The 18773-nt window shown below is 73.7% G+C and carries 18 protein-coding genes; 8 read left to right on the top strand and 10 right to left on the bottom strand.

Annotation, left to right across the window (positions count from 1 at the left end; genetic code table 11):
* The first annotated feature begins 49 nt into the window (after positions 1-49).
* Positions 50-1384, top strand: coding sequence for a class II 3-deoxy-7-phosphoheptulonate synthase (locus ACQSSQ_RS07795; protein WP_431326462.1), 1335 nt, complete (start codon positions 50-52; stop codon positions 1382-1384).
* A gap of 96 nt (positions 1385-1480) precedes the next feature.
* Here the strand turns inward: ACQSSQ_RS07795 and ACQSSQ_RS07800 are convergent, their stop codons facing one another.
* Positions 1481-2107: a flavin reductase family protein gene (locus ACQSSQ_RS07800; RefSeq protein ID WP_431326463.1), complete on the bottom strand. Its 627-nt coding sequence runs from the start codon at positions 2105-2107 to the stop codon at positions 1481-1483.
* Between the two features lie 35 nt (positions 2108-2142).
* Between ACQSSQ_RS07800 and pdxY the strand changes: the two genes are divergently transcribed.
* Complete coding sequence (gene pdxY / locus ACQSSQ_RS07805) at positions 2143-3000, top strand: pyridoxal kinase PdxY (protein ID WP_431326464.1); 858 nt, start codon at positions 2143-2145, stop codon at positions 2998-3000.
* Positions 3001-3038: 38 nt separating this feature from the next.
* On the opposite strand, the gene ACQSSQ_RS07810 is transcribed toward pdxY, so the two are convergent.
* The 3 genes from ACQSSQ_RS07810 to pknB all read right to left on the bottom strand — a co-directional run bounded on the left by ACQSSQ_RS07810 (position 3039) and on the right by pknB (position 7014).
* A complete protein-coding gene (locus tag ACQSSQ_RS07810) occupies positions 3039-3941 on the bottom strand; it encodes a DMT family transporter (protein ID WP_431326465.1) in 903 nt (300 codons plus the stop codon).
* Positions 3942-3952: 11 nt separating this feature from the next.
* Positions 3953-4840, bottom strand: coding sequence for a deoxyribonuclease IV (locus ACQSSQ_RS07815; RefSeq protein WP_431326466.1), 888 nt, complete (start codon positions 4838-4840; stop codon positions 3953-3955).
* 101 nt (positions 4841-4941) lie between these two features.
* Positions 4942-7014: a Stk1 family PASTA domain-containing Ser/Thr kinase gene (pknB, locus tag ACQSSQ_RS07820; protein ID WP_431326467.1), complete on the bottom strand. Its 2073-nt coding sequence runs from the start codon at positions 7012-7014 to the stop codon at positions 4942-4944.
* Positions 7015-7149: 135 nt separating this feature from the next.
* Between pknB and ACQSSQ_RS07825 the strand changes: the two genes are divergently transcribed.
* Complete coding sequence (locus tag ACQSSQ_RS07825) at positions 7150-7536, top strand: Rv2175c family DNA-binding protein (protein WP_431326468.1); 387 nt, start codon at positions 7150-7152, stop codon at positions 7534-7536.
* A gap of 31 nt (positions 7537-7567) precedes the next feature.
* On the opposite strand, the gene ACQSSQ_RS07830 is transcribed toward ACQSSQ_RS07825, so the two are convergent.
* Positions 7568-8623: a polyprenyl synthetase family protein gene (locus tag ACQSSQ_RS07830; protein ID WP_431326469.1), complete on the bottom strand. Its 1056-nt coding sequence runs from the start codon at positions 8621-8623 to the stop codon at positions 7568-7570.
* Between the two features lie 73 nt (positions 8624-8696).
* Here ACQSSQ_RS07830 and metF point away from each other — a divergent pair, with 73 nt between their 5' ends.
* Together metF and ACQSSQ_RS07840 are read left to right on the top strand one after the other, a co-directional pair.
* Positions 8697-9587 carry a methylenetetrahydrofolate reductase [NAD(P)H] gene (gene metF / locus ACQSSQ_RS07835; RefSeq protein ID WP_431326470.1) on the top strand — a complete coding sequence of 297 codons (891 nt, stop codon included), beginning with the start codon at positions 8697-8699 and terminating at the stop codon, positions 9585-9587.
* A gap of 63 nt (positions 9588-9650) precedes the next feature.
* Positions 9651-9959 (top strand): hypothetical protein, encoded by a 309-nt coding sequence (locus tag ACQSSQ_RS07840; RefSeq protein ID WP_431326471.1) that lies wholly within the window; start codon positions 9651-9653, stop codon positions 9957-9959.
* Here the strand turns inward: ACQSSQ_RS07840 and ACQSSQ_RS07845 are convergent.
* Positions 9877-11184, bottom strand: coding sequence for a phytoene desaturase family protein (locus tag ACQSSQ_RS07845; protein ID WP_431326472.1), 1308 nt, complete (start codon positions 11182-11184; stop codon positions 9877-9879). The genes ACQSSQ_RS07840 and ACQSSQ_RS07845 overlap by 83 nt on opposite strands.
* Positions 11185-11248: 64 nt before the next feature.
* Here ACQSSQ_RS07845 and ACQSSQ_RS07850 point away from each other — a divergent pair, with 64 nt between their 5' ends.
* Positions 11249-12265, top strand: a complete 1017-nt coding sequence (locus ACQSSQ_RS07850) for an LLM class flavin-dependent oxidoreductase (protein ID WP_431326473.1) — start codon at positions 11249-11251, stop codon at positions 12263-12265.
* A 211-nt stretch (positions 12266-12476) separates the two neighbouring features.
* Here ACQSSQ_RS07850 and ACQSSQ_RS07855 read toward each other — a convergent pair whose 3' ends face one another.
* Positions 12477-12953: a YbaK/EbsC family protein gene (locus ACQSSQ_RS07855; protein ID WP_431326474.1), complete on the bottom strand. Its 477-nt coding sequence runs from the start codon at positions 12951-12953 to the stop codon at positions 12477-12479.
* Positions 12954-13022: 69 nt separating this feature from the next.
* Here ACQSSQ_RS07855 and ACQSSQ_RS07860 point away from each other — a divergent pair, with 69 nt between their 5' ends.
* On the top strand, positions 13023-13772 hold the full coding sequence (locus ACQSSQ_RS07860; RefSeq protein WP_431326475.1) for a methyltransferase domain-containing protein: 750 nt from the start codon (positions 13023-13025) through the stop codon (positions 13770-13772).
* Between the two features lie 3 nt (positions 13773-13775).
* Here ACQSSQ_RS07860 and ACQSSQ_RS07865 read toward each other — a convergent pair whose 3' ends face one another.
* Positions 13776-14579, bottom strand: a complete 804-nt coding sequence (locus ACQSSQ_RS07865) for a L,D-transpeptidase family protein (RefSeq protein ID WP_431326476.1) — start codon at positions 14577-14579, stop codon at positions 13776-13778.
* Between the two features lie 144 nt (positions 14580-14723).
* Here ACQSSQ_RS07865 and ACQSSQ_RS07870 point away from each other — a divergent pair, with 144 nt between their 5' ends.
* A complete protein-coding gene (locus ACQSSQ_RS07870) occupies positions 14724-15122 on the top strand; it encodes an SCO2097 family morphological protein (RefSeq protein ID WP_431326477.1) in 399 nt (132 codons plus the stop codon).
* Positions 15123-15221: 99 nt separating this feature from the next.
* On the opposite strand, the gene ACQSSQ_RS07875 is transcribed toward ACQSSQ_RS07870, so the two are convergent.
* Both ACQSSQ_RS07875 and ACQSSQ_RS07880 read right to left on the bottom strand, forming a co-directional pair.
* Entirely contained in the window at positions 15222-17537 is a 2316-nt protein-coding gene (locus tag ACQSSQ_RS07875) for a transglutaminase TgpA family protein (protein WP_431326478.1), read from the bottom strand.
* Positions 17534-18772, bottom strand: a complete 1239-nt coding sequence (locus ACQSSQ_RS07880) for a DUF58 domain-containing protein (protein ID WP_431326479.1) — start codon at positions 18770-18772, stop codon at positions 17534-17536. Before ACQSSQ_RS07880 ends, ACQSSQ_RS07875 begins: the two co-directional genes overlap by 4 nt.
* Position 18773: the final 1 nt, after the last annotated feature.

Raw genomic sequence — 18773 nt, forward strand, 5'->3', positions numbered from 1 at the left:
CGAGCGGGACCCGCACGGGCCCGTGGGACGGGCGTCGTACGCTGGGACGGTGAGCATCCCGACCCTCGAAGAGCTGCGCGCCCTCGGCGCGGCGCAGCAGCCGACGTACACCGACCTGGCCGCGCGCGACGCGGCCGTGGAGCGCCTGCGCGGGATGCCGCCGCTGGTCTTCGCCGGCGAGGCCGACCAGCTGCGCGACAAGCTCGGGGCGGTGGCACGCGGCGAGGCGTTCGTGCTCCAGGGCGGCGACTGCGCCGAGACCTTCGAGGGCGTCAACGCCGACAACATCCGCAACAAGCTCCGCGTGCTGCTGTCGATGGCGGTCGTGCTGACGTACGCGGCGAGCGTCCCGGTCGTGAAGATCGGGCGGATGGCCGGCCAGTACGCCAAGCCGCGCTCCAGCGACACGGAGACCCGTGACGGCGTGACGCTCCCGGCGTACCGGGGCGACGCCGTCAACGGCTTCGACTTCACGCCCGAGGCGCGGGCGCACGACCCGCAGCGCCTGCTCGAGGTCTACCACGCCTCGGCGGCCACCTTGAACCTCGCGCGCGCGTTCACCCAGGGCGGCTACGCCGACCTGCGCAAGATGCACGCCTGGAACAGCGACTTCGTCCGCAACAGCCCCGTGGGCGCCAAGTACGAGTCGATCGGCACCGAGATCGACAAGGCGCTCGCGTTCATGGACGCGATCGGGATCGATCCCGAGGAGTTCCACACGGTCGACTTCTACTCGTCGCACGAGGCGCTCATCCTCGAGTACGAGCAGGCCCTGACGCGGGTCGACTCGCGTACCGGTCACCTGTACGACGTCTCCGGACACTTCCTGTGGATCGGTGAGCGCACGCGCCAGCTCGGCGGCGCGCACGTCGAGCTGCTGAGCCGGATCGCCAACCCGGTCGGCATCAAGCTCGGCCCGACGACGACGCCGGACGACGCCCTCGCGTACGCCCGGACCCTCAACCCGGACAACATCCCGGGCAAGCTCACGTTCGTGACGCGCTTCGGCGCCGGCAAGATCCGTGACCTGCTGCCCGAGCTGGTGGAGAAGGTCACCGCGGCAGGCGTGCAGGTGGCCTGGATCACCGACCCGATGCACGGCAACACCTTCGCCACCGACAACGGCTACAAGACCCGCGAGTTCGACGACGTCATCGACGAGGTGCGGGGCTTCTTCGAGGTGCACCGCGCCCTCGGCACGTGGCCCGGCGGCGTTCACGTCGAGCTCACCGGCGACGACGTCACCGAGTGCGTCGGCGGCGGGAGCAAGCTCTCGGCGGCCGACCTCGCGCACCGCTACGAGACGCTGTGCGACCCGCGGCTCAACCGTGCGCAGTCCCTCGAGCTGGCGTTCCTCGTCGCGGAGATGCTGCGCGCCCGCTGACCCGCGGCGAGGCTGACGCGGCGAGGTCGGCCGCTGCCCTGCCGTTTCCGCTCGCGGTTTGCCACGCCAGCGTGGCAAACCCCAGCCCCGGTCGGGTCAGCTCGGGCGGCGCATGTCCAGCCGGTGCTCCGGACGGATCCCGAAGTACGCCGTCGGCCCGCCGCCGCGCAGCAGCGGGCGCGCCCGCGCCGTGTCGTAGATCCCGTCGACCAGCAGGTCGTGCGCGATGTGGATGCCGACCACCTCGCCGAGCGTCAACCAGCTCTCAGCCGGGGTCCCGTCGGCCGCGGTCAGCCGGATCACCTGCGAGGTCCGGCACTCGAAGGCGACCGGGGACTCCGCGACGTACGGCACGTCGACGACGCGGCCGGGTGTCGGCGTGAGGCCCGCGAGCCGCATCTCGTCGATGTCGGGCGCCACGATCGCCGAGGTCGCGTTCATGGCCTCCGCGAGGTCCTCGGTGACGAGGTTCCAGCAGAACTCGCCGGTGGCCTCGGCGTTCGCGACGCTGTCCTTGCGGCTGGTGCTCGCGAACCCGATGATCGGCGGCGTGTAGGCGAAGGCGTTGAAGAAGCTGTACGGCGCCAGGTTGACGACGCCATCGCGGCTGCGGGTCGAGACCCAGCCGATCGGGCGCGGCGCGACGATCGCGTTGAACGGGTCGTGCGGCAGGCGGTGCCCGTGCCGCGGCTCGTAGAAGTGGTGGTCTGCGTCGGTCGGCACGAGGCGACGGTACGCCAGGCCGTACGCTGAGGACCGTGCAGGTCCTTTCGATCCAGTCCTCCGTCGCGTACGGCCACGCGGGCAACAGCTCGGCCGTCTTCCCGCTCCAGCGTCTCGGCGTCGACACGTGGCCCGTCAACACGGTCGCGTTCTCGAACCACTCCGGCTACGGCGTGTGGCGCGGGACCGTCTTCGAGGCGGCCCAGGTCGCCGACGTCATCACCGGTGTGGGGGAGCGGGGCGTGTTCCCGGGCCTCGCCGCAGTCCTGTCCGGCTACCAGGGTGCTCCCGAGATCGCCGAGGTGATCCTCGACGCGGTGGCGAAGGTGAAGGCCGCCAACCCCGACGCGCTCTACTGCGCCGACCCGGTGATCGGCGACCGCGGTCGGGGCGTCTACGTCCGGCCGGGGATCGCGGAGCTGATGCGCGACCGGATCGTGCCGGCCGCCGACATCACGACGCCCAACCAGTTCGAGCTCGAGCTGCTCACCGGGGCGGAGGTCGGCACGCTCGACGCGCTGCTCGAGGCCGTCGACGCGCTGCGGGCGCGCGGGCCTCGGATCGTTCTCGTCACGTCGGTCGAGGTGCTCGACCCGAGCGAGGAGACCCTCTCGATGATCGCGGTGGACGACACCGGCGCGTACGTGGTGACGACGCCGCGGCTCGAGATGAACGTGGTCGCGGGCTCCGGCGACGCGACGACCTCGATGTTCCTCGGCCGGCTGCTGCAGTCCGAGATGGACGTGCCCGACGCCCTCGCGAAGGTGGCCTCGTCGATCTTCGGGATCCTCGACCACACCCGTCGTACGGGGGCCGGCGAGATGGAGGTCGTGGCCGCCCAGGACGTGATCGCGAACCCGCCGCTCGAGTTCGCCGTCGAGCGCCTGCGCTGACCTGTCGGAACCCGGGTCACCGGCGGAGGATGACCCGGCTACTGGGAGAGGTGCGGGACCTCGGCCTCGACGTGCCGGCGGGGCACCGCCTCGGCGATCAGCATCGCCGCCAGCACCATCCCGCCGCCCAGCAGCGTCCGCAAGGTGAGGGACTCCGCGGTGAACCCGATCGCGAACGCCGCCGCGAAGACCGGCTCCATCGACATGATGATCGCGGCCCGCGTCGCCGGCAGGTGCGCCTGCGCCCAGGTCTGGGCGAGCATCGCGAACGCGCCCGCGACCAGCGCCATGTAGACCATGCTCAGCCACTGCCCGCCGGTCTGCGGCAGCGTCACGCCGCCCGGCGCGGTCATGATCAGGCACATCACCGAGATCACGGCCATCTGGACCACCGCCAGCGCGTACGCCTCGCGGGCCGACGTCCAGGCCCCGAGCATCACGATGTGCGCGGCGTAGAGCACGGCAGAGAGCAGTGTGATGCCCTCGCCGTAGCCGATCGACAGCCCGTCCAGCGACAGGAAACCCAGTCCGACCGTCGCGACGACGACCGCGATCCACACCGGTGCGCCGATCCGCTGCCGCAGGACGAGCGCGGCGAGGATCGGCGTGAACACGACGTACATGCCGGTCACGAAGCCGGAGACGCTCGCCGCGGTGTGCGCGAGCCCGACGGTCTGGAGGATTTGCGCCGCGCCGTACACCAGACCGAGGACGACGCCCCGCTTCAGCGCGTCGCCCGACAACGCGAGGACGGCGCGCGGCCGCAGGAGAAACAGCGCGACGGCGGCGATCGCGAAGCGGACCGCGAGGAAGTCCAGCGGGGGGACCACCTCCACCAGGTCCTTGATCAGGAAGAACGTCGATCCCCACGCGGCAGTCACGCTCAGCAGCGCAGCCGCGGCCAGCAGTCCCTGGCGCCGCGTGCCCGCATCGTGCTCCATCGTCTGCCCGCTCACCGGTCGCGCAGCCCGGCCAGGAGGACCAGGTCCTCGCCCCACGCCTCGACGCCCCCGGGGGTCTCGAGGATGAACGGAACGCCCTCGGTGACCGGGTGCGCCAGCAGGGCGGCGAACGCGTCGGCCCCGAGGTGGCCCTGGCCGATCCGCTCGTGACGGTCCTTGAAGCTGCCGCGCACGTCCTTGGAGTCGTTGGCGTGGACCAGCGCGAGCCGGCCCGGACCGGCGATCTCGACCAGCCGCTCGAGGGTCGCCGCCACACCGTCGGGCTCGTCGAGCGGCTCGCCGGCCGCGAACGCGTGGCACGTGTCGAGGCAGATGCCGAGACGGGGGTGGTGGTCGAGGGCGTCGAGGTACGGCTCCAGATCGTCGACCCGCGCGCACAGCGAGCGTCCTTGGCCGGCGGTGGGCTCGAGGAGGAGACGCGGTCCGTCGTCGGGAAGCGCGTCGAGGAGGGGGAGGAGGCCCTCGCGGACCTGTTTGAGCGCGACGTCGTACGTCCCGTCGTCGACGCACGAGCCCGTGTGCACGACCAGGCCCCGCGCGCCGATCGCGGCGGTGCGCGCGAGGTTGTGCGCGACGGCGGCCACCGACTTCTCGTACGTGGCAGGGTTCGGGCTGCCGAGGTTCACCAGGTACGGCGCGTGGACGAACGCGGGCACGCCCTCGTCCTCGCAGCGGGTCCGGAAGGCGGAGTCCTGGGCGGGGTCGCCCTTCGACGCCGCCCAGCCGCGCGGGTTGCCGGCGAAGACCTGGAGGGTGTCCGCACCCAGCCCGCGCATCGTCGCCCAGGCCCCGCGAGCGAGCCCCGCGCCGACGGCGACGTGCGCGCCGAGGGGGTTGCGGGCATGCGTGACGGGAGCGGAGCTGGAGGGGGTGGGCACGAAGGCCATCCTAGTCCGACCGTCCGGACGGTACGACTGCCCGACCGCACGACGGACGGCCCGGCTTGCGGTGGGAGCACCGCGAACGCCGGAGCGCGGCGTCAGACGATGCGCAGCAGGATCGTCGACCCGGGCGGCGCCTCGTCGCCCCCGCCCGGGGACTGGCGCGACACGAGGTTGCTGCCGAAGTGGATGCGCTCCTTCTCGACCTTCACCTTGAACCCGGCTGCCTCGAGGATCGCCCGCGCGTCGTCGACGTTCTTGCCGATCACCCCGGGAACCTCGATCGGCTCCGGGCCGTCCGAGACGGTGAGCTTGACGGTGTCGCCCTTGTAGGCGGTGCCGCTCGACGGGTCCTGGGCCATGACCTGGTCCTTGGGGACCTCCGCGTCGTACACCCGGTCGACGTCCACCTCGAACCCGGCCTTCTCCAGCTTGGCCTGCGCGTGGTCGACGGACTTGCCGGTGTAGTCCGCGACGTCGACCGGTCGCCGTCCCTTGCTCACGACGAGGTCGACCGCGGTGTCGGGACGGATCATGCGCCCGACGGGCAGCGACATCGAGATGACGTCGCCCTGGTCGACGGACTCGCTGTACTTGCGGTCCACCTGGCCGATGACCGCCTTGACGTCGGCGAGCGCCGACTCCGCCTCGCTCTCGCTCATCCCCTGGAGGTCGGGCATCGGATAGCGCTCCTTGCCCTTGGAGACGACCAGCGTGAGCGTCCCTTCGGGGAGGATCCGGCCGCCGGGCCCGGGATCGGTGGAGACGATCGAGCCACGGGCGACGGTCTCGCTGTATGCCTCGCCGCCGGTCTCCACGGTGTAGCCGGCCCGCTGGCCCTCGGCCCGCGCCTGCGCCAGCGGTATCCCGACCAGGTCCGGCGCGGAGTCGTACCGGGCCACCCCGTACCACCAGCCGACGCCGGCGGCGACCAGCGCGACGACCAGCACCGCGATGAGCATCCGGCGCCCGCGGCGGCGCTGGCGCCGGTTGTGCTCCGCTGCCGGCGTGGTCGCGACCGGTGCGGAGGGGATCCCGGCGGCGTCCCGGGTGACCGTCCGCGTGGCCTCGTACCCGGAGTCGTACGCCTCCGGCGGCCCTGGCCGGTAGCCGACCGTGTCGTCGTGGCCGAGGCCGGCGTCGTCGTACGACCCCACGGCCGTCGGCGCGTCGGCGTAGTCGTCGGACGCCCCCCACGCGTCGTGACCGGCGACCGCGGGCGCGAGGGCGGTCGCGGCGGCGAGATCGGGCAGCTCGTCGCTGGAGGCGACCGCGATCCGGTGCAGCTGGAGGTCCTGGGTGAGCTCGATGTCGTCGCTGACCTCCGCCTCCAGCGCCGAGCGCACCCGTCGCACCTGGTGGAGGAGGACCCGGGCGTCGGCCGAGCGCTGGTCGTGGTCGCGGGCGGTCGCGCGGGCGACCAGGGCGTCGACGTACGGCGGGATGCCGGCGACCATCGTGGACGGCGCCGGCACGTCGGCGTGCACGTGCTGGTAGGCGACCTGGATCGGGGTCTCGCCGGTGTGCGGCTTGGACCCGGTGAGCATCTCGAACATCATCGCGCCGACCGCGTACACGTCGCACCGGGCGTCGGCGCCCTCGTTGAGGACGAGCTCGGGCGCGAGGTACGAGACGGAGCCGACGAGGACGCCCGAGGTCGCCTCGGTGTCGGAGCTGAACGCCCGGGCGAGGCCGAAGTCGGCGACCTTCACCTGGCCGCCGGGCGTGATGAGGACGTTCTCCGGCTTCACGTCGCGGTGGATCATGCGCGTGTCGTGCGCCGCGGAGAGCGCGAGGAGCAGCGGCTCCACGAGGGTGAGCACCCGTCGGGGCGGCAGGGGAGCCTCGCGGCTGATCACGTCGCGCAGGGTGTGCCCCGGCACGTACTCCATGACGAGGTAGAGCAGCCCCGTGTCCTCGCCCTGGTCGAACACCGCGACCACGTTGGGGTGGTTGAGCCGGGCGGCGGCGCGGGCCTCGACCTGCAGACGCGTCGTGAACCCCCGGTCGTCGGGGCCGGCCTGCATGACCTTGACGGCCACGGTGCGGTCGAGACGGGTGTCGGTGGCGAGAAGCACGGTGCCCATGCCGCCGCGGGCAAGGATCTTGCGCAGGTGGTAGCGACCGTCGAGCACGCGTCCCACGAGCAGGTCGTCGTCGAGCGTCGCCACGGTCACCTCCTCACGTCGAGCGGGCCGGGTCCTCGTGCGGGCATGCGGACGCGTGGAAAGGCCCCGCCTCAGTGTAGGTGAGCCGACCAGCCGACCGAGGGAGGCGAGACGGTACGGCCGTGCGAGTCTTGTCCCATGGCTGACGAGACCGGACCCGCCCCGACGACGGGCGAACAGCTCGACGACCTCGTGGAGGAGTGGCTCACGCTCGACGAGGTCGCGGTGGAGCTGGAGACGACGGTGAGCCGCGTACGCCAGAAGGTCCGCGAGCGCGACCTGCTCGCCGTGCGCACCGCGACGTCGTCGAAGCAGCGCGTGCCGGCGCTGCTCCTCGCCGACGGCGCGACGCTGGACGGACTGCGGGGGACGCTGGTCCTGCTCGGTGACGCCCGCTTCACCGACGACGAGGCGGCGGTGTGGCTGTTCACCGCCGACGACACGCTCCCCGGCCGCCCGGTCGACGCGCTGCGCGAGGGACGCGGGCGCGAGGTGCGCAGGAGAGCGCAGGCGCTGGGGTTCTGACGACCCGGGCCACGCGCGTGCGACCGGTGGTTCAGGCCGAACGGCGTACGGCGCGGGCCGCGAGGTCGGACAGCGTCGCGGCGTGCGGCGCCAGCGGCGGCAGCGAGAGCGCGGCCGCGGCCCGCTCCTCGAGGTCGGCGATGTCCTCCTCGAGCCGCGCGAGCGCGCCGGTGTCGCGGATCACGTCGCGGATCCGGTCGACCGCGGCCGGCGTGAGGTCGGGGTCGCCCAGACCGAGGTCGAGCTCGGCCCGCTGCTCGAGGCTCGCACGGGCGTACGCGTGCGCGACCAGCACCGTCTGCTTGCCCTCGCGCAGGTCGTCGCCGGCCGGCTTGCCGGTGACCGCCGGGTCGCCGAACACCCCGAGCACGTCGTCGCGCAGCTGGAACGCCTCCCCGACCGGGACGGCGTACGCGCTCAGGGCATCGACCGTCTCCGGTCCGGCACCGGCGAGGGCGGCGCCGAGGTGGAGCGGGCGCTCGACGGTGTACTTCGCCGACTTGTAGCGCACCACCCGCAGCGCCTCGTCGACGGAGCTCTCGCCGATCGCCTGGCCCACCAGGTCGAGGAACTGCCCGGAGACGACCTCGGACTTGCAGGTGTCGAGGTACGGCGTCGCGCGGGCGACGACCGCCGGGGCGAAGCCGGACGTCCGGAACATCTCGTCCGCCCACGACAGCAGCAGGTCGCCGAGGAGGATCGCGGCACCGGTGCCGTACGCGTCGGGGTCGCCGGTCCACCCGGCCTCGCGGTGCGCGATCGCGAACGCCGCGTGGGCCGCCGGGCGCCCGCGCCGGGTCATGGAGGCGTCGATGACGTCGTCGTGCACGAGCGCGCTCGCCTGCAGCCACTCCAACGACGCGGCGGCACGGGTGACGGCGACGTCGTCACCGGTCCCGCCGCCGACGACCCAGCCCGCGTGGCAGAACGCGGCGCGGAGCCGCTTGCCGCCCGACGCGGCCTCCTCGGCGGCGTCGAGGAAGGAGTCGAGCCGGGGACCGAGGGGTGCGAGGCGCTCGCGCTGCGCGGCGAGGAAGGTCCGCAGGTCGTCGCCGACCCGGGTCGCGAGGTCGGGGGAGGCGGTCACGTCGTCACCCTACCTACGTCCACGGGACGGTCGTCTCGCCGTAGCGGTCGCGGGCCGCGGCTACAGTGACCCCATGTCGACCGCACGCCGTCTCAGCGAGGACATCGCCGCGCCCGCGCCGAGCTTCTCGTTCGAGTTCTTCCCGCCGAAGAACGACGCCGGCGAGCGCGCGCTGTGGACCGCGATCCGCGAGCTGGAGCCGCTGCACCCGACCTTCGTGTCGGTGACGTACGGCGCCGGCGGCTCCACGCGCGACCGGACCGTGCGCATCACCGAGCGCATCGCGACCGAGACCACGCTGCGTCCGATGGGACACCTGACGTGCGTCGGGCAGTCCCGCGACGACCTGCGCTCCGTGCTCGGCCAGTACGCCGCGGCCGGCGTGCGCAACATCCTCGCCCTGCGCGGCGACCCGGTGGGCGGACCCGGCGCGCCGTGGACGTCGCACCCCGGGGGTCTCGACCACGGCGACGAGCTGGTCGCGCTGGTCTCGGGGCTCGGCACGTTCTGCGTCGGTGCGGCCGCCTACCCCAAGGGCCATCGCGAGGCGGCGAGCCTCGACGCCGACGCCGAGGTGGTGGTCGCCAAGGCGCGCGCCGGCGCCGAGTTCGTCGTCACCGACTTCTTCTTCCTCGCCGAGGACTACTTCGCGCTCGTCGAGCGGGTCCGGGCGCGCGGCTGCGACATCCCGGTCGTCCCGGGCATCATGCCGATCACCAACCTCGGCCAGATCACGCGGATGGCCGACCTGTCCGGCCACCCGGTCCCGGCGACGGTGGTCTCGCGCCTCGAGCCGTGGGCCGACGACGCGGACGCGCTGCGCGCCGAGGGCACGCTGATCGCGACCGAGCTGTGCGACGCGCTGCTCGAGGGAGGCGCGCCGGGCCTGCACTTCTACACGCTCAACCGGTCGTCGGCGACCCGCCGCATCTACGAGAGCCTCGCGTCGATCCCGGCGGTGTGACCTGCGACACGCGGGAAACCGCAACGTCCGGCGGGTGGACCTCGCCGGTGCGATCCTGAAGGTGTGACTCGGGAGCAGCACCGCAAACGGGGGATGCTGGTGCTCGGCGGACTGATCGGGGCCGCCGTGTTCGTCGGCTGTGCCTACCTGTACTTCCACGACGGCGTCCGCGGCGACGCGCTCGTCGTGGCGTGGTGGGTGAGCGGCCTGGTCGCCGCCGGCTTCGGCGTCGCCGCGTGCACGGTGGAGGACGACGGCATCGAGCGTCCCCGCTACCTCGGCTCCCTGCTCAGCGGGCTCCGGCAGGAGTGGACGCACCCGGCCGCAGCGTCTCCGCCGCAGCGGCCGTCCCCAGGGCCACCAGCTCCGTAGACGCGCCGGGGTGGGCGTTGACGCCCACGCGGAGGTAGCCGCTTCGCGCCTGCCCGACGCCGGGGACCTGGAACGCCGTACGCCATCCCGACCACTGCCACCCGTCCCGCGCCCCGTGCCGTCGGACGAGGTCGACGGCGCTCACGTCCTCCCGGTACGCGACGTGGTCGCCGACGTCGATCCCGGCTCGGCGCAGGGTGACCAGCGGGTCCTCCGCGCCGACGTGCTCGACGGTCCACGCCTGGCCGTCCCCGGTGTGGGTCGCGCTGGGCATGATCCGCACCGGCGTGCCGTGGACGACGGTCTCCTGCGCCAGCCGCGGGGCGTACGGGCCGAGCCCGAGGTAGGTGCGCGAGGACGGGACGCGGGGGAGCGCGTCGGTCTCGCGTCGTCCGCCGGGCCCGACCGGGGCCGCCCACACCACCACCTCGGCGGGCAGGTGGCCGTCGTCGGTGACGACCCCGTCCACCGCGTCGGACCCCGTCACGTCGTGGGCACGCGTCCCGAGCCGGACGTCGACCCGGCGCTCCTCGAGCCGCCGCTCGAGCGCGGCGAGCAGGGCCGTCGTACCCCCGGCGACGCGCCAGCGTCCGAACGAGCGCTCGACGAGGTCGTACGCCCCCAGGAAGGCGGGCATCGACCGCGGCTGCTGGCCGTCGAGGCGGTGCCGGTCGAGGACGAGGGCGCGCAGGTACGGGTCGCGCAGTCCGCGGCGCGCGGCACGGTCGAGCGAGAGCCGCGGTCGCAGCGTGCGCCACTGCTCGCGGTCGAAGTCGCCGCGGCCGACCAGCGGCCGACCGAGCGCGACCCGGCGGAGCACCTCCCACACGTCGTCGAACGCGTCGAGCCACCGCGTCCAGCGCTCACCCTTGCCGGGGCCGAGGACCGCGTCGATCGCGTCGGTCTGCGCGCCGCGGCTGCCCGCCGGCAGGTCGAGGACCAGGTCGCGGTCGAGCACGTGGCGCCGAGCGACGGGCAGCGGCTCGAGGTCCAGGACGCGGTCCAGCGGGCGGCCCGACTTCTTGAAGAGGTCGCGCACGGTCGCCGGCAGCGTCAGCTCCGAGAGGCCGTGGTCGAAGGACCAGCCGTCGGTCTCGTACGGCGCGAGCTGGCCGCCGAGCCGGTCACCGGCCTCGAGGAGGACGACCCGGTGGCGCATCTTGGCGATGCGGACCGCCGCCGAGATCCCCGCGAACCCTCCTCCGACCACCACCACGTCAGCCACGCCGTCAGGCTACCGAGCAGGCCGCGAGGGAAGAGCGGGACGGTCCGGGGCGTTGGGACGCAGTGTGACTTCCGCACCTCTGTCGACCCTGTCCGTCCTCGACCTGTCGCCCATCGGTTCCGGCCGCCCCGCTTCGTCGGCGCTGCACGAGACGGTGGCGCTCGCGAAGGAGGCCGACCAGATCGGGTTCCACCGCTACTGGCTGGCCGAGCACCACGCGATCCCGAGCGTCGCGAGCTCGGCGCCACCGGTGATGATCGCCACCGTGGCCGCCGCGACCGAGCGCATCCGCGTCGGGTCGGGCGGCATCATGCTCCCGAACTGGTCCCCGCTCGCCGTCGCCGAGTGGTTCCGCGTCCTCGAGGGGCTCCACCCGGGTCGCATCGACCTCGGGCTCGGACGCGCCCCTGGCACCGACCAGCTGACGGCGTACGCGCTGCGGCGCAGCGCCGAGGCCGTGACGTCCGACCAGTTCCCGTCGCTGTACGCCGAGCTCCGCGCGTACGTCGAGGGCTTCGAGGCGGACCACCCGCTCGCCCCGGTCCACGCGATCCCGACCGACGTCCCGCTCCCGCCGGTGTGGATCCTCGGATCCAGCCTGCACGGCGGGACGGCTGCGGGCGCGCTCGGCACCGCGTACTCGTTCGCCGGCCACTTCGGCGCCGCCGACCCGGGCGAGGCGGTCCGTCTCTACCGCGAGTCCTTCACGCCGTCCGCGCAGTGGCCCGAGCCGCGCGTGATGCTCGGCGTCGCGGCGATCGTCTCCGAGACGCGCGAGCGCGCCGAGACGTTGGCTCTCGCCTCCGAGCTCTCGATGGTGCGGCTGATGCAGAACCGGCCGGGCCCGCTGCCGACGCCGGAGGAGGCTGCCGCCCACCCCTGGACCGCGGCGGAGCGCCAGCTGGTGCAGCGGCGCCGGCGGTTCACCAGCGTCGGCACTCCGGCCGAGGTCCGCGACGACCTCGAGCGTCGCCGCAAGGAGGCCGACGCCGACGAGCTGATCGTCACCACCCAGGTGCACGACCCGGAGGAGCGCATCGCGTCGTACCGGCTGCTCGCCGACGCGTACGCGGGTGCGTGACGCTCCCGTCGCGCACCTGCGGCCGAGGAGGCAGGCGGAAGTGCTCAGGTCACGATTGAGTACCAGCGCTCATGGCGCGGGGGCCTTCGGGGTACCACACTGGACGTGATGCTGCCCGTCCGGCTCGCGTCGGGGGTCGGGCCGGGCGGGCAGCTCCATTCCTCTTCCAGGGCGTCGGTCGATCGCGACAGGCGCCCTGTCTGCTGCCCGCTCAGGCGACCTCGGTCGGCGTGCCCCCGGTGATCGTCACCAGCTGGTCGAACGACGTCGCGAAGACCGCGTGCGGGTGTCCGGCCGCCGCCCAGACCACCTCGTAGTCGCGCAGGGCGAGGTCGACGAAGGTCCTCAGCGGAGCCGGGTGACCGACCGGCGCGACCCCGCCGATGACCTGCCCCGTCGCGGCGCGGACCGTCTCCGGGCGGGCGCGCTCGAGGGGCGGCAGGCCGTGCGCGGCGGCGAGGGCGGCGGTGTCGACGCGGTGCGCTCCGCTGGTCAGCACGAGGACGGCCTCGCCGTCGGCCTCGAACACGAGGCTGTTGGCGATCGCGCCGACCTCGACGCCGAGCGCGTCCGCCGCCTCCCGCGCCGTCCGTGCGGAGTCGGGCAGCACACGGACGACCTCGTCGACGACGCCGTGCTCGGCGAGGGCGTCGATCACCTGCTGGACACGGGGATGGGTGGCATTCACAGGCCGACCGTACTCCCCGCGGGGTCCGGGACGCTGCGGGGCCGTGCGGCGGCTGGCACACTGGGTCGCGTGAACGCCGAGCCCGCACCGGGGTCCCGCGGCGGTCGTCCTGGCGGCGACCTCGACGTGCTGCTCGCAGGCGTGGTCGGAGGCGGTGGCGAGCCCCTGGCGGTCGTCGACCTCGGCGGTGGGACCGGCGGCCACGCCGTCGCCCTGGCGCGCCTCGGCCACGAGGTGCTGGTCGTGGACCGCAACGCCGACGCGCTCGCGATGCTCGGCCGGCGTGCCGCCGCGGCGGAGGTCACCGACCGGGTCCGGGCGGTGCAGAGCGACGTCGCGGAGCTCGGCGAGCACGTCGCCGCGGGATCGGTCGACCTCGTGCTGTGCCACGGGTTGTTGGAGGTCGTCGACGACCCCCCGGCGACGATCGCCGCGACGGCTGACGTCCTGCGTCCGGGAGGCCACGTGAGCGTGCTGGCCGCGGGCCGGATGCGGGCTGTCCTCGGACGGGCGGTCTCGGGCGACCTGCTGCGGGCGCGACGCCTGCTCGACCTGCGCGCCGCGACCTGGGACCGCTCCGTCGACGGGCCACGGCGCTACACGCTCGAGGAGCTCACGACGCTCGTCGGCGACGCCGGGCTGAGGGTCGAGCGGGTCGACGGCGTCCGCGTCCTCGCCGACCTCGTGCCACCGGCGCTCGTCGAGTCAGACGCCGACCGGCAGGCGCTCACCGCGCTGGAGGACGCAGCAGCGCAGGAGCCCCGCCTGCGTGCGCTGGCGGGGCTCCTGCACGTCCTCGCCGTGCGGGCGACGGACTGAGGATCAGTCCCAGGCGCCGTAGATCGTGACCTTGAGCGGCTTGTCGGCCGTGAGGGCCCACAGCTGCTTGGCGTCGGGGATGTAGAGGTTCACGCAGCCGTGGCTGTGGCCGACGAACGGGTCCATCATCAGGTACGAGGCGTGGAACGCCTGGCCGCCGGAGAAGAACTGGGCGTACGGCATCTTGGACTCGTAGATCGAGCTGACGTGGTTCTTGCTGCGGTAGAAGACCGTGAACTTGCCCGTGCGGGTCTTCGCCGAGGCCATCCCGCTGCGCGCGAGCCAGCTGTTCCAGAGGGTGCCGTTCTTGTAGAGCACGACCTGGTGGCGCTTGCGGTCGTAGCAGATGTTCCAGCCCGAGGACTTGCAGCGCTTCGGGATGCTGGACTTCCCGCGGACCGTCTTCTGGATGAGGCGCTTCCAGGTCGCGGTGCTCGCGACCCCGCTGCGCTTGAGGCCGACTCGCTTCTGGAACTTCTTCACGGCCTTCGCGGTGCGGGCGGTGTAGACGCCGTTGACCGAGCCGCCGTAGACGCCCGCCCAGCGGAGCCGGTACTGGAGCTCGCGCACGTGCTTGATCGAGGTCACCGAGCGGTCGCGGTCGCCGGGGCGGGTCGTGGCCCGGTAGAAGCGGTCCTTCTGGGACGGCTTGGCCGCCCGGAGGGCCGTGGCGGCGGTCGACGGAGCGGCCTGCGTGGCCACCGCGGAGGCCGTGCTCGTCGTCGCGCCCGCGGTCGAGGCGGCGCCGAGGGCGGTGCCGGCGAGCACGAGGGCAGCAGAGCTGACGAGGGTGGTGAACCGGAGCATCGGCGTCCTTCCCGAGTGACGGACGGGGGCCGACACCCCCGTGCGCACAAACAATAGCCCGTGCTGTGGCGTAGCCGTGACCGCCTGCCTAGACTGGAGCAAAAGGTCCGGCAACAGCCGGTCGGAGTTTCAGGGAGGCCCGACGTGCCGCTCTCAGAGGAAGAGCAGAGACTGCTCGAGCAGCTCGAGCAAGCACTCGCTGCCGAGGACCCACGACTCGCATCGACCTTGCGAGGCTCGAAGCTCCGAGCCCGGGCGCGTCGCATCGTGGTTCTGGCGTCGATCGGGTTCGTCGCGGGCGTGGCGCTGCTCATGACCGGCGTGATCGCCGCTTCCACGCCGTTGGGGGTGGTGGGGTTTGCGCTGATGGTCGCCGGCGCCTACTTCTTCCTCACGACGTGGAGATCGCGCGACGTCGACGGCCCCGAGACCAACCCGCAGGCCACGCCGCCCCGACCGAGCCACGGCAGCGGCAACTCGTCGGAGTCCTTCATGCACCGCATGGAGGAGCGCTGGAAGCGCCGCCGCGACTCCGACTCCTAGACCAGATCCCCATCCCGGACCCGCCAAGCGGCGGGTCCGCGTCATGTCCGGGGTCGTGGCCGGGTCCCGCCGGAGGGTGTGTGGAGCCCTGGGCGGGCCTCACTCCCGCAGCGACAGGACCTCGTCCTCGTCGCGCACCGCGTGCCGCCGGGCGTTCGACGCCAGCACCGACCGGGGGAGCACGACGGCGATGACCCGACGGCGCCCGGAGACGCTGTGCGCGATCGCCTCCCGCAGCCGGTCGACGGCCGCGGTCAGGTCCGCCGGCTCGTACGCCGGTGCGTACCGGCTGCGCTCGACCGCGTCGACGAGCGTGTCGATCGCCGCCCCGGTGGCGGGGTCGTCCCCGAGCCGCGCCCGCACGGCTGCAACCGCCGTACGAGGCGAGACGCCGTCGGTCCACCCGATGCCGTAGTCGGTCGCGGTGTCGCGCACCTCGGCCCAGGCGTCCTCCACGGCGAGGGCGGGATCGTCGTGCGGACGGGAGCGGTGGCGCCGCCGCGCGGTGCGGACGGCGCTCGGGACGGCGAGGCCGATCAGCACCAGGCCGCCGAGCACGAGGACCATCGGCAGCCACGACCGGCCGGCGCCGGACTCGTCGGCGGTCGTCCCGGCCCCCGCGCTCCCGGGCGGAGGGGACGGTGCCCCGGTCGGCAGCGCCGTCGGGCTCGCCGAGGGAAGCGGCACCTCCTGGGAGCTCGCGCTGCCCTCCGCGAAGGTCGGCGGTGTGTAGCCGCTGCCGCCCGGCGTCGGCTCGAACCCGACCCAGCCGATGCCGGCGAAGTAGAGCTCCGGCCAGGCATGCATGTCGGTCCCGCGGAAGACCCAGGTCCCGGCCTGTCGGCCCGGCTCGCCGGAGAGGAAGCCGACCGAGACCCGCGACGGGATGCCCAGCGATCGGGCCATCATCGCCATCGCGGTCGCGAACTGCTCGCAGTAGCCGACACGGTCGTCGGTGAGGAACCGCTCGATGGTCTCCATGCCGGAGCCCGGACGCTGGTCGAGCGAGTACTCGAAGCCGCCCTCCTGGCGGAACCAGCGCTGCAACGCCAGTGCCCGGTCGAACGCGTTGGTGGTGCCCGCGGTCACCTCCTCGGCGCGCTCGTGGACGACCTGCGGGGTCTGGTCGGGCAGGGTGACGTACGACGACATCGTCAGGGTCGAGGCGGGCGCGGTGCGCAGGTCGGCCTCGGTCGGGCGGGCGACGAGGGACTCGACCGTGTACGACTCGCCGGCGAAGGACCCCAGGCGGGGGATGCGGCTGATGTCGAGCATGCTCCGGTCGATCTCGACGCCGGCGTCGTCGGGGAGCGACACGGCCGTCGGCGCGTACACGTGCGGGAGCCAACGCGTGTCGAAGCCCGGGGACACGGCGACGCCGTAGCGCATCGCCCGGGCGTCGACGCCCTGGTTGAGGCCGGGGATGGCGGGAAGGTCGTCGTCGAGCTGCTGCCCGGCGCCGACCCTGTCGCCGAGGGTCCATCCCTGCTGGCCGACCGCCTGGAGGGAGGCAAGACGGACGTAGCGGGGCCGGGGCGACTCGCCCTCCTCGCGCATCGTCAGCAGGACGTCGCGGCTCTGGCCGCGGAGGTTGCGGCGCATGTCGAGGACCGGGTTGTCCAGACCGGTGCCGTTGCCGGTGCCGCTGCCCGAGCCGGCACCGTCGAACAGGCTCTGCGCGGCGCTCGGCGCGAGCAGCGGGACGACGAGCGCGACGGCGATGGCACCGACGGTGATCCCGACCGCCGGGACCGCTGCGCGGGCGTGCCCGACCGCCGAGTCGACGGGATCGGCCGGCCGGGTGCTGAGACCGACCACACGAGGTCCCCAGGCCCTGCCTTCGTCGCGTCGGGTGACGGCGAGCAGGCCGGCGTACGCGGCCGCGCCGAGCACGAAGACGGCGATCGGCACCTCGCCCTCGAGGAGCGTCGCCGGCACCATCACGACCGCGAGGAGCACGAGTCCGAGCGCGGGGGTCCACCGCAGCTCGGTGGCCAGCACGTCGATCACGAGCGCGAGGACCACGACGAGCGTCGCGAGGGTCGCGCTCAGCGCCTCGATGTCGGGCACCGGTGCGGCATAGCGCTGCGCGTGCTGATACGTCGCGTCGGCCAGGGCGCGGGCCCGCTCGAGCGTGGCGGGGGTGGGGACGACCCCGGCGATGCCGGTGCCGGCGCCGTACGCCGCGGTGAGCCAGCCGACCGTCACGACGCCCTGCGCGCCGAGGACCAAGGGGCGGGGCGCCCCCGCGGCACGGAGGAAGACGCCGGTGACGACCACGGCGGCGGCGCCGAGCGCGCCCTCGGCGAGGAAGCTGCTGTCGAGCACGAGCGGGGAGAAGGTGCCGCCGACGGCGACCGCGAGCAGCCAGACCCACAGGCCGACCCAGAGCGCGTGGCCGATCCGCCCGGTCATCGGACCGCCTCCTTGGCCGACTGGAGGGCGAGCGCGTGCCAGGCCTCGCCGACGGTGTCTCCACCCCCGACCGCCGTGGCCGCCCACCCTCGCGCGCGAGCGGTGGCCGCGAGGTCGGCCGCGTTGCCGGTGCCCCCGTGCGCCCCGCGCAGCCAGCCGTCGGCGTCGAGGACGAGGGCCAGTCGGCGCCCGGCACCGAGCGAGCAGCGGTCCAGGTGGTCCAGCGCCTCCGGGTCGGACCCGGTGACGATCGCCACGACCGTCCCTCGCGAGGTGAGGACGTCGGCGGGCACCATGTCGCTGCCGCGCCGCGCCGACATGCGGACGGCCGCGAGCTCGTCGAGGATCAGCCCGAGCTCGTCCGGGGCGGAGTCGTGGGAGTCGGTGGTGTCGGTGACGAGGCGGACGTCCCAGCCGTGGCCGGAGAAGTGCGCGGCGACCGAGGCGGCGGCCGACACCGCCCACTCGAAGGTCCCGTCCGACCCCGGACGGTGGACGTCGCGGCGGGTGTCCAGGTAGACGGTCGTGTCGGCGTGCCGGCCCTCCTCCTCGCGGCGGACCATCAGCTCGCCGGTCCGCGCGGTCGTCCGCCAGTGGATGCGGCGGAGGTCGTCGCCGACGCGGTACTCGCGGACGGAGGTGTCGTCGGCGCGGCCGGTCGAGCCGAGTCGTACGCGGTGCTCGCCCTGCTCCGCGCCGACGCCGCCGGCCCACAGCCTCCCGAGAGGGTGGACGGTCGGCGTCACGACGAGCGGGGTCGTGGTGTGGAAGGTCTTGCGGACCGAGAGGAAGCCGAAGGGGTCGCCGACCCGCACCGACAGGGGGCCGAGCGCGTAGAAGCCGCGGCGCCGGGGGACCAGCTTGTAGCGTGCGGGGCAGTGCCAGCGCGTCCCGATCGTGTCGACGGCGAAGCGGCGGTCGCCGCCGAGGGCGTCCGGCAGCCGGTCCTCTAGGAGGAGGGTGCCCGACGTCCCGCGCCCGCCGCCGGAGAGGTCGAGCGAGACCTCGACGTCCGTGCCCGCCGGGACGCGTGCCGGGGACACCTCGCGGGCCGCCCCCACCGTGCTCCGGCTGTGGGCGACGGCGAGGACCGCCAGCAGGGGGAGGGCCAGAGCGAGCGCGCCGATCTGCACGAGCACGTCGAGGCCCAGGACGATGCCGCCGAGAAGCACCGTGACGCCGGCCGCGACGAAAGCACGTCCGCGGGACGTCAGGGCGCCGAGCGTCTCGCGCACG

This window comes from Mumia spirodelae, assembly GCF_050632745.1.
Classification (GTDB): domain Bacteria; phylum Actinomycetota; class Actinomycetes; order Propionibacteriales; family Nocardioidaceae; genus Mumia.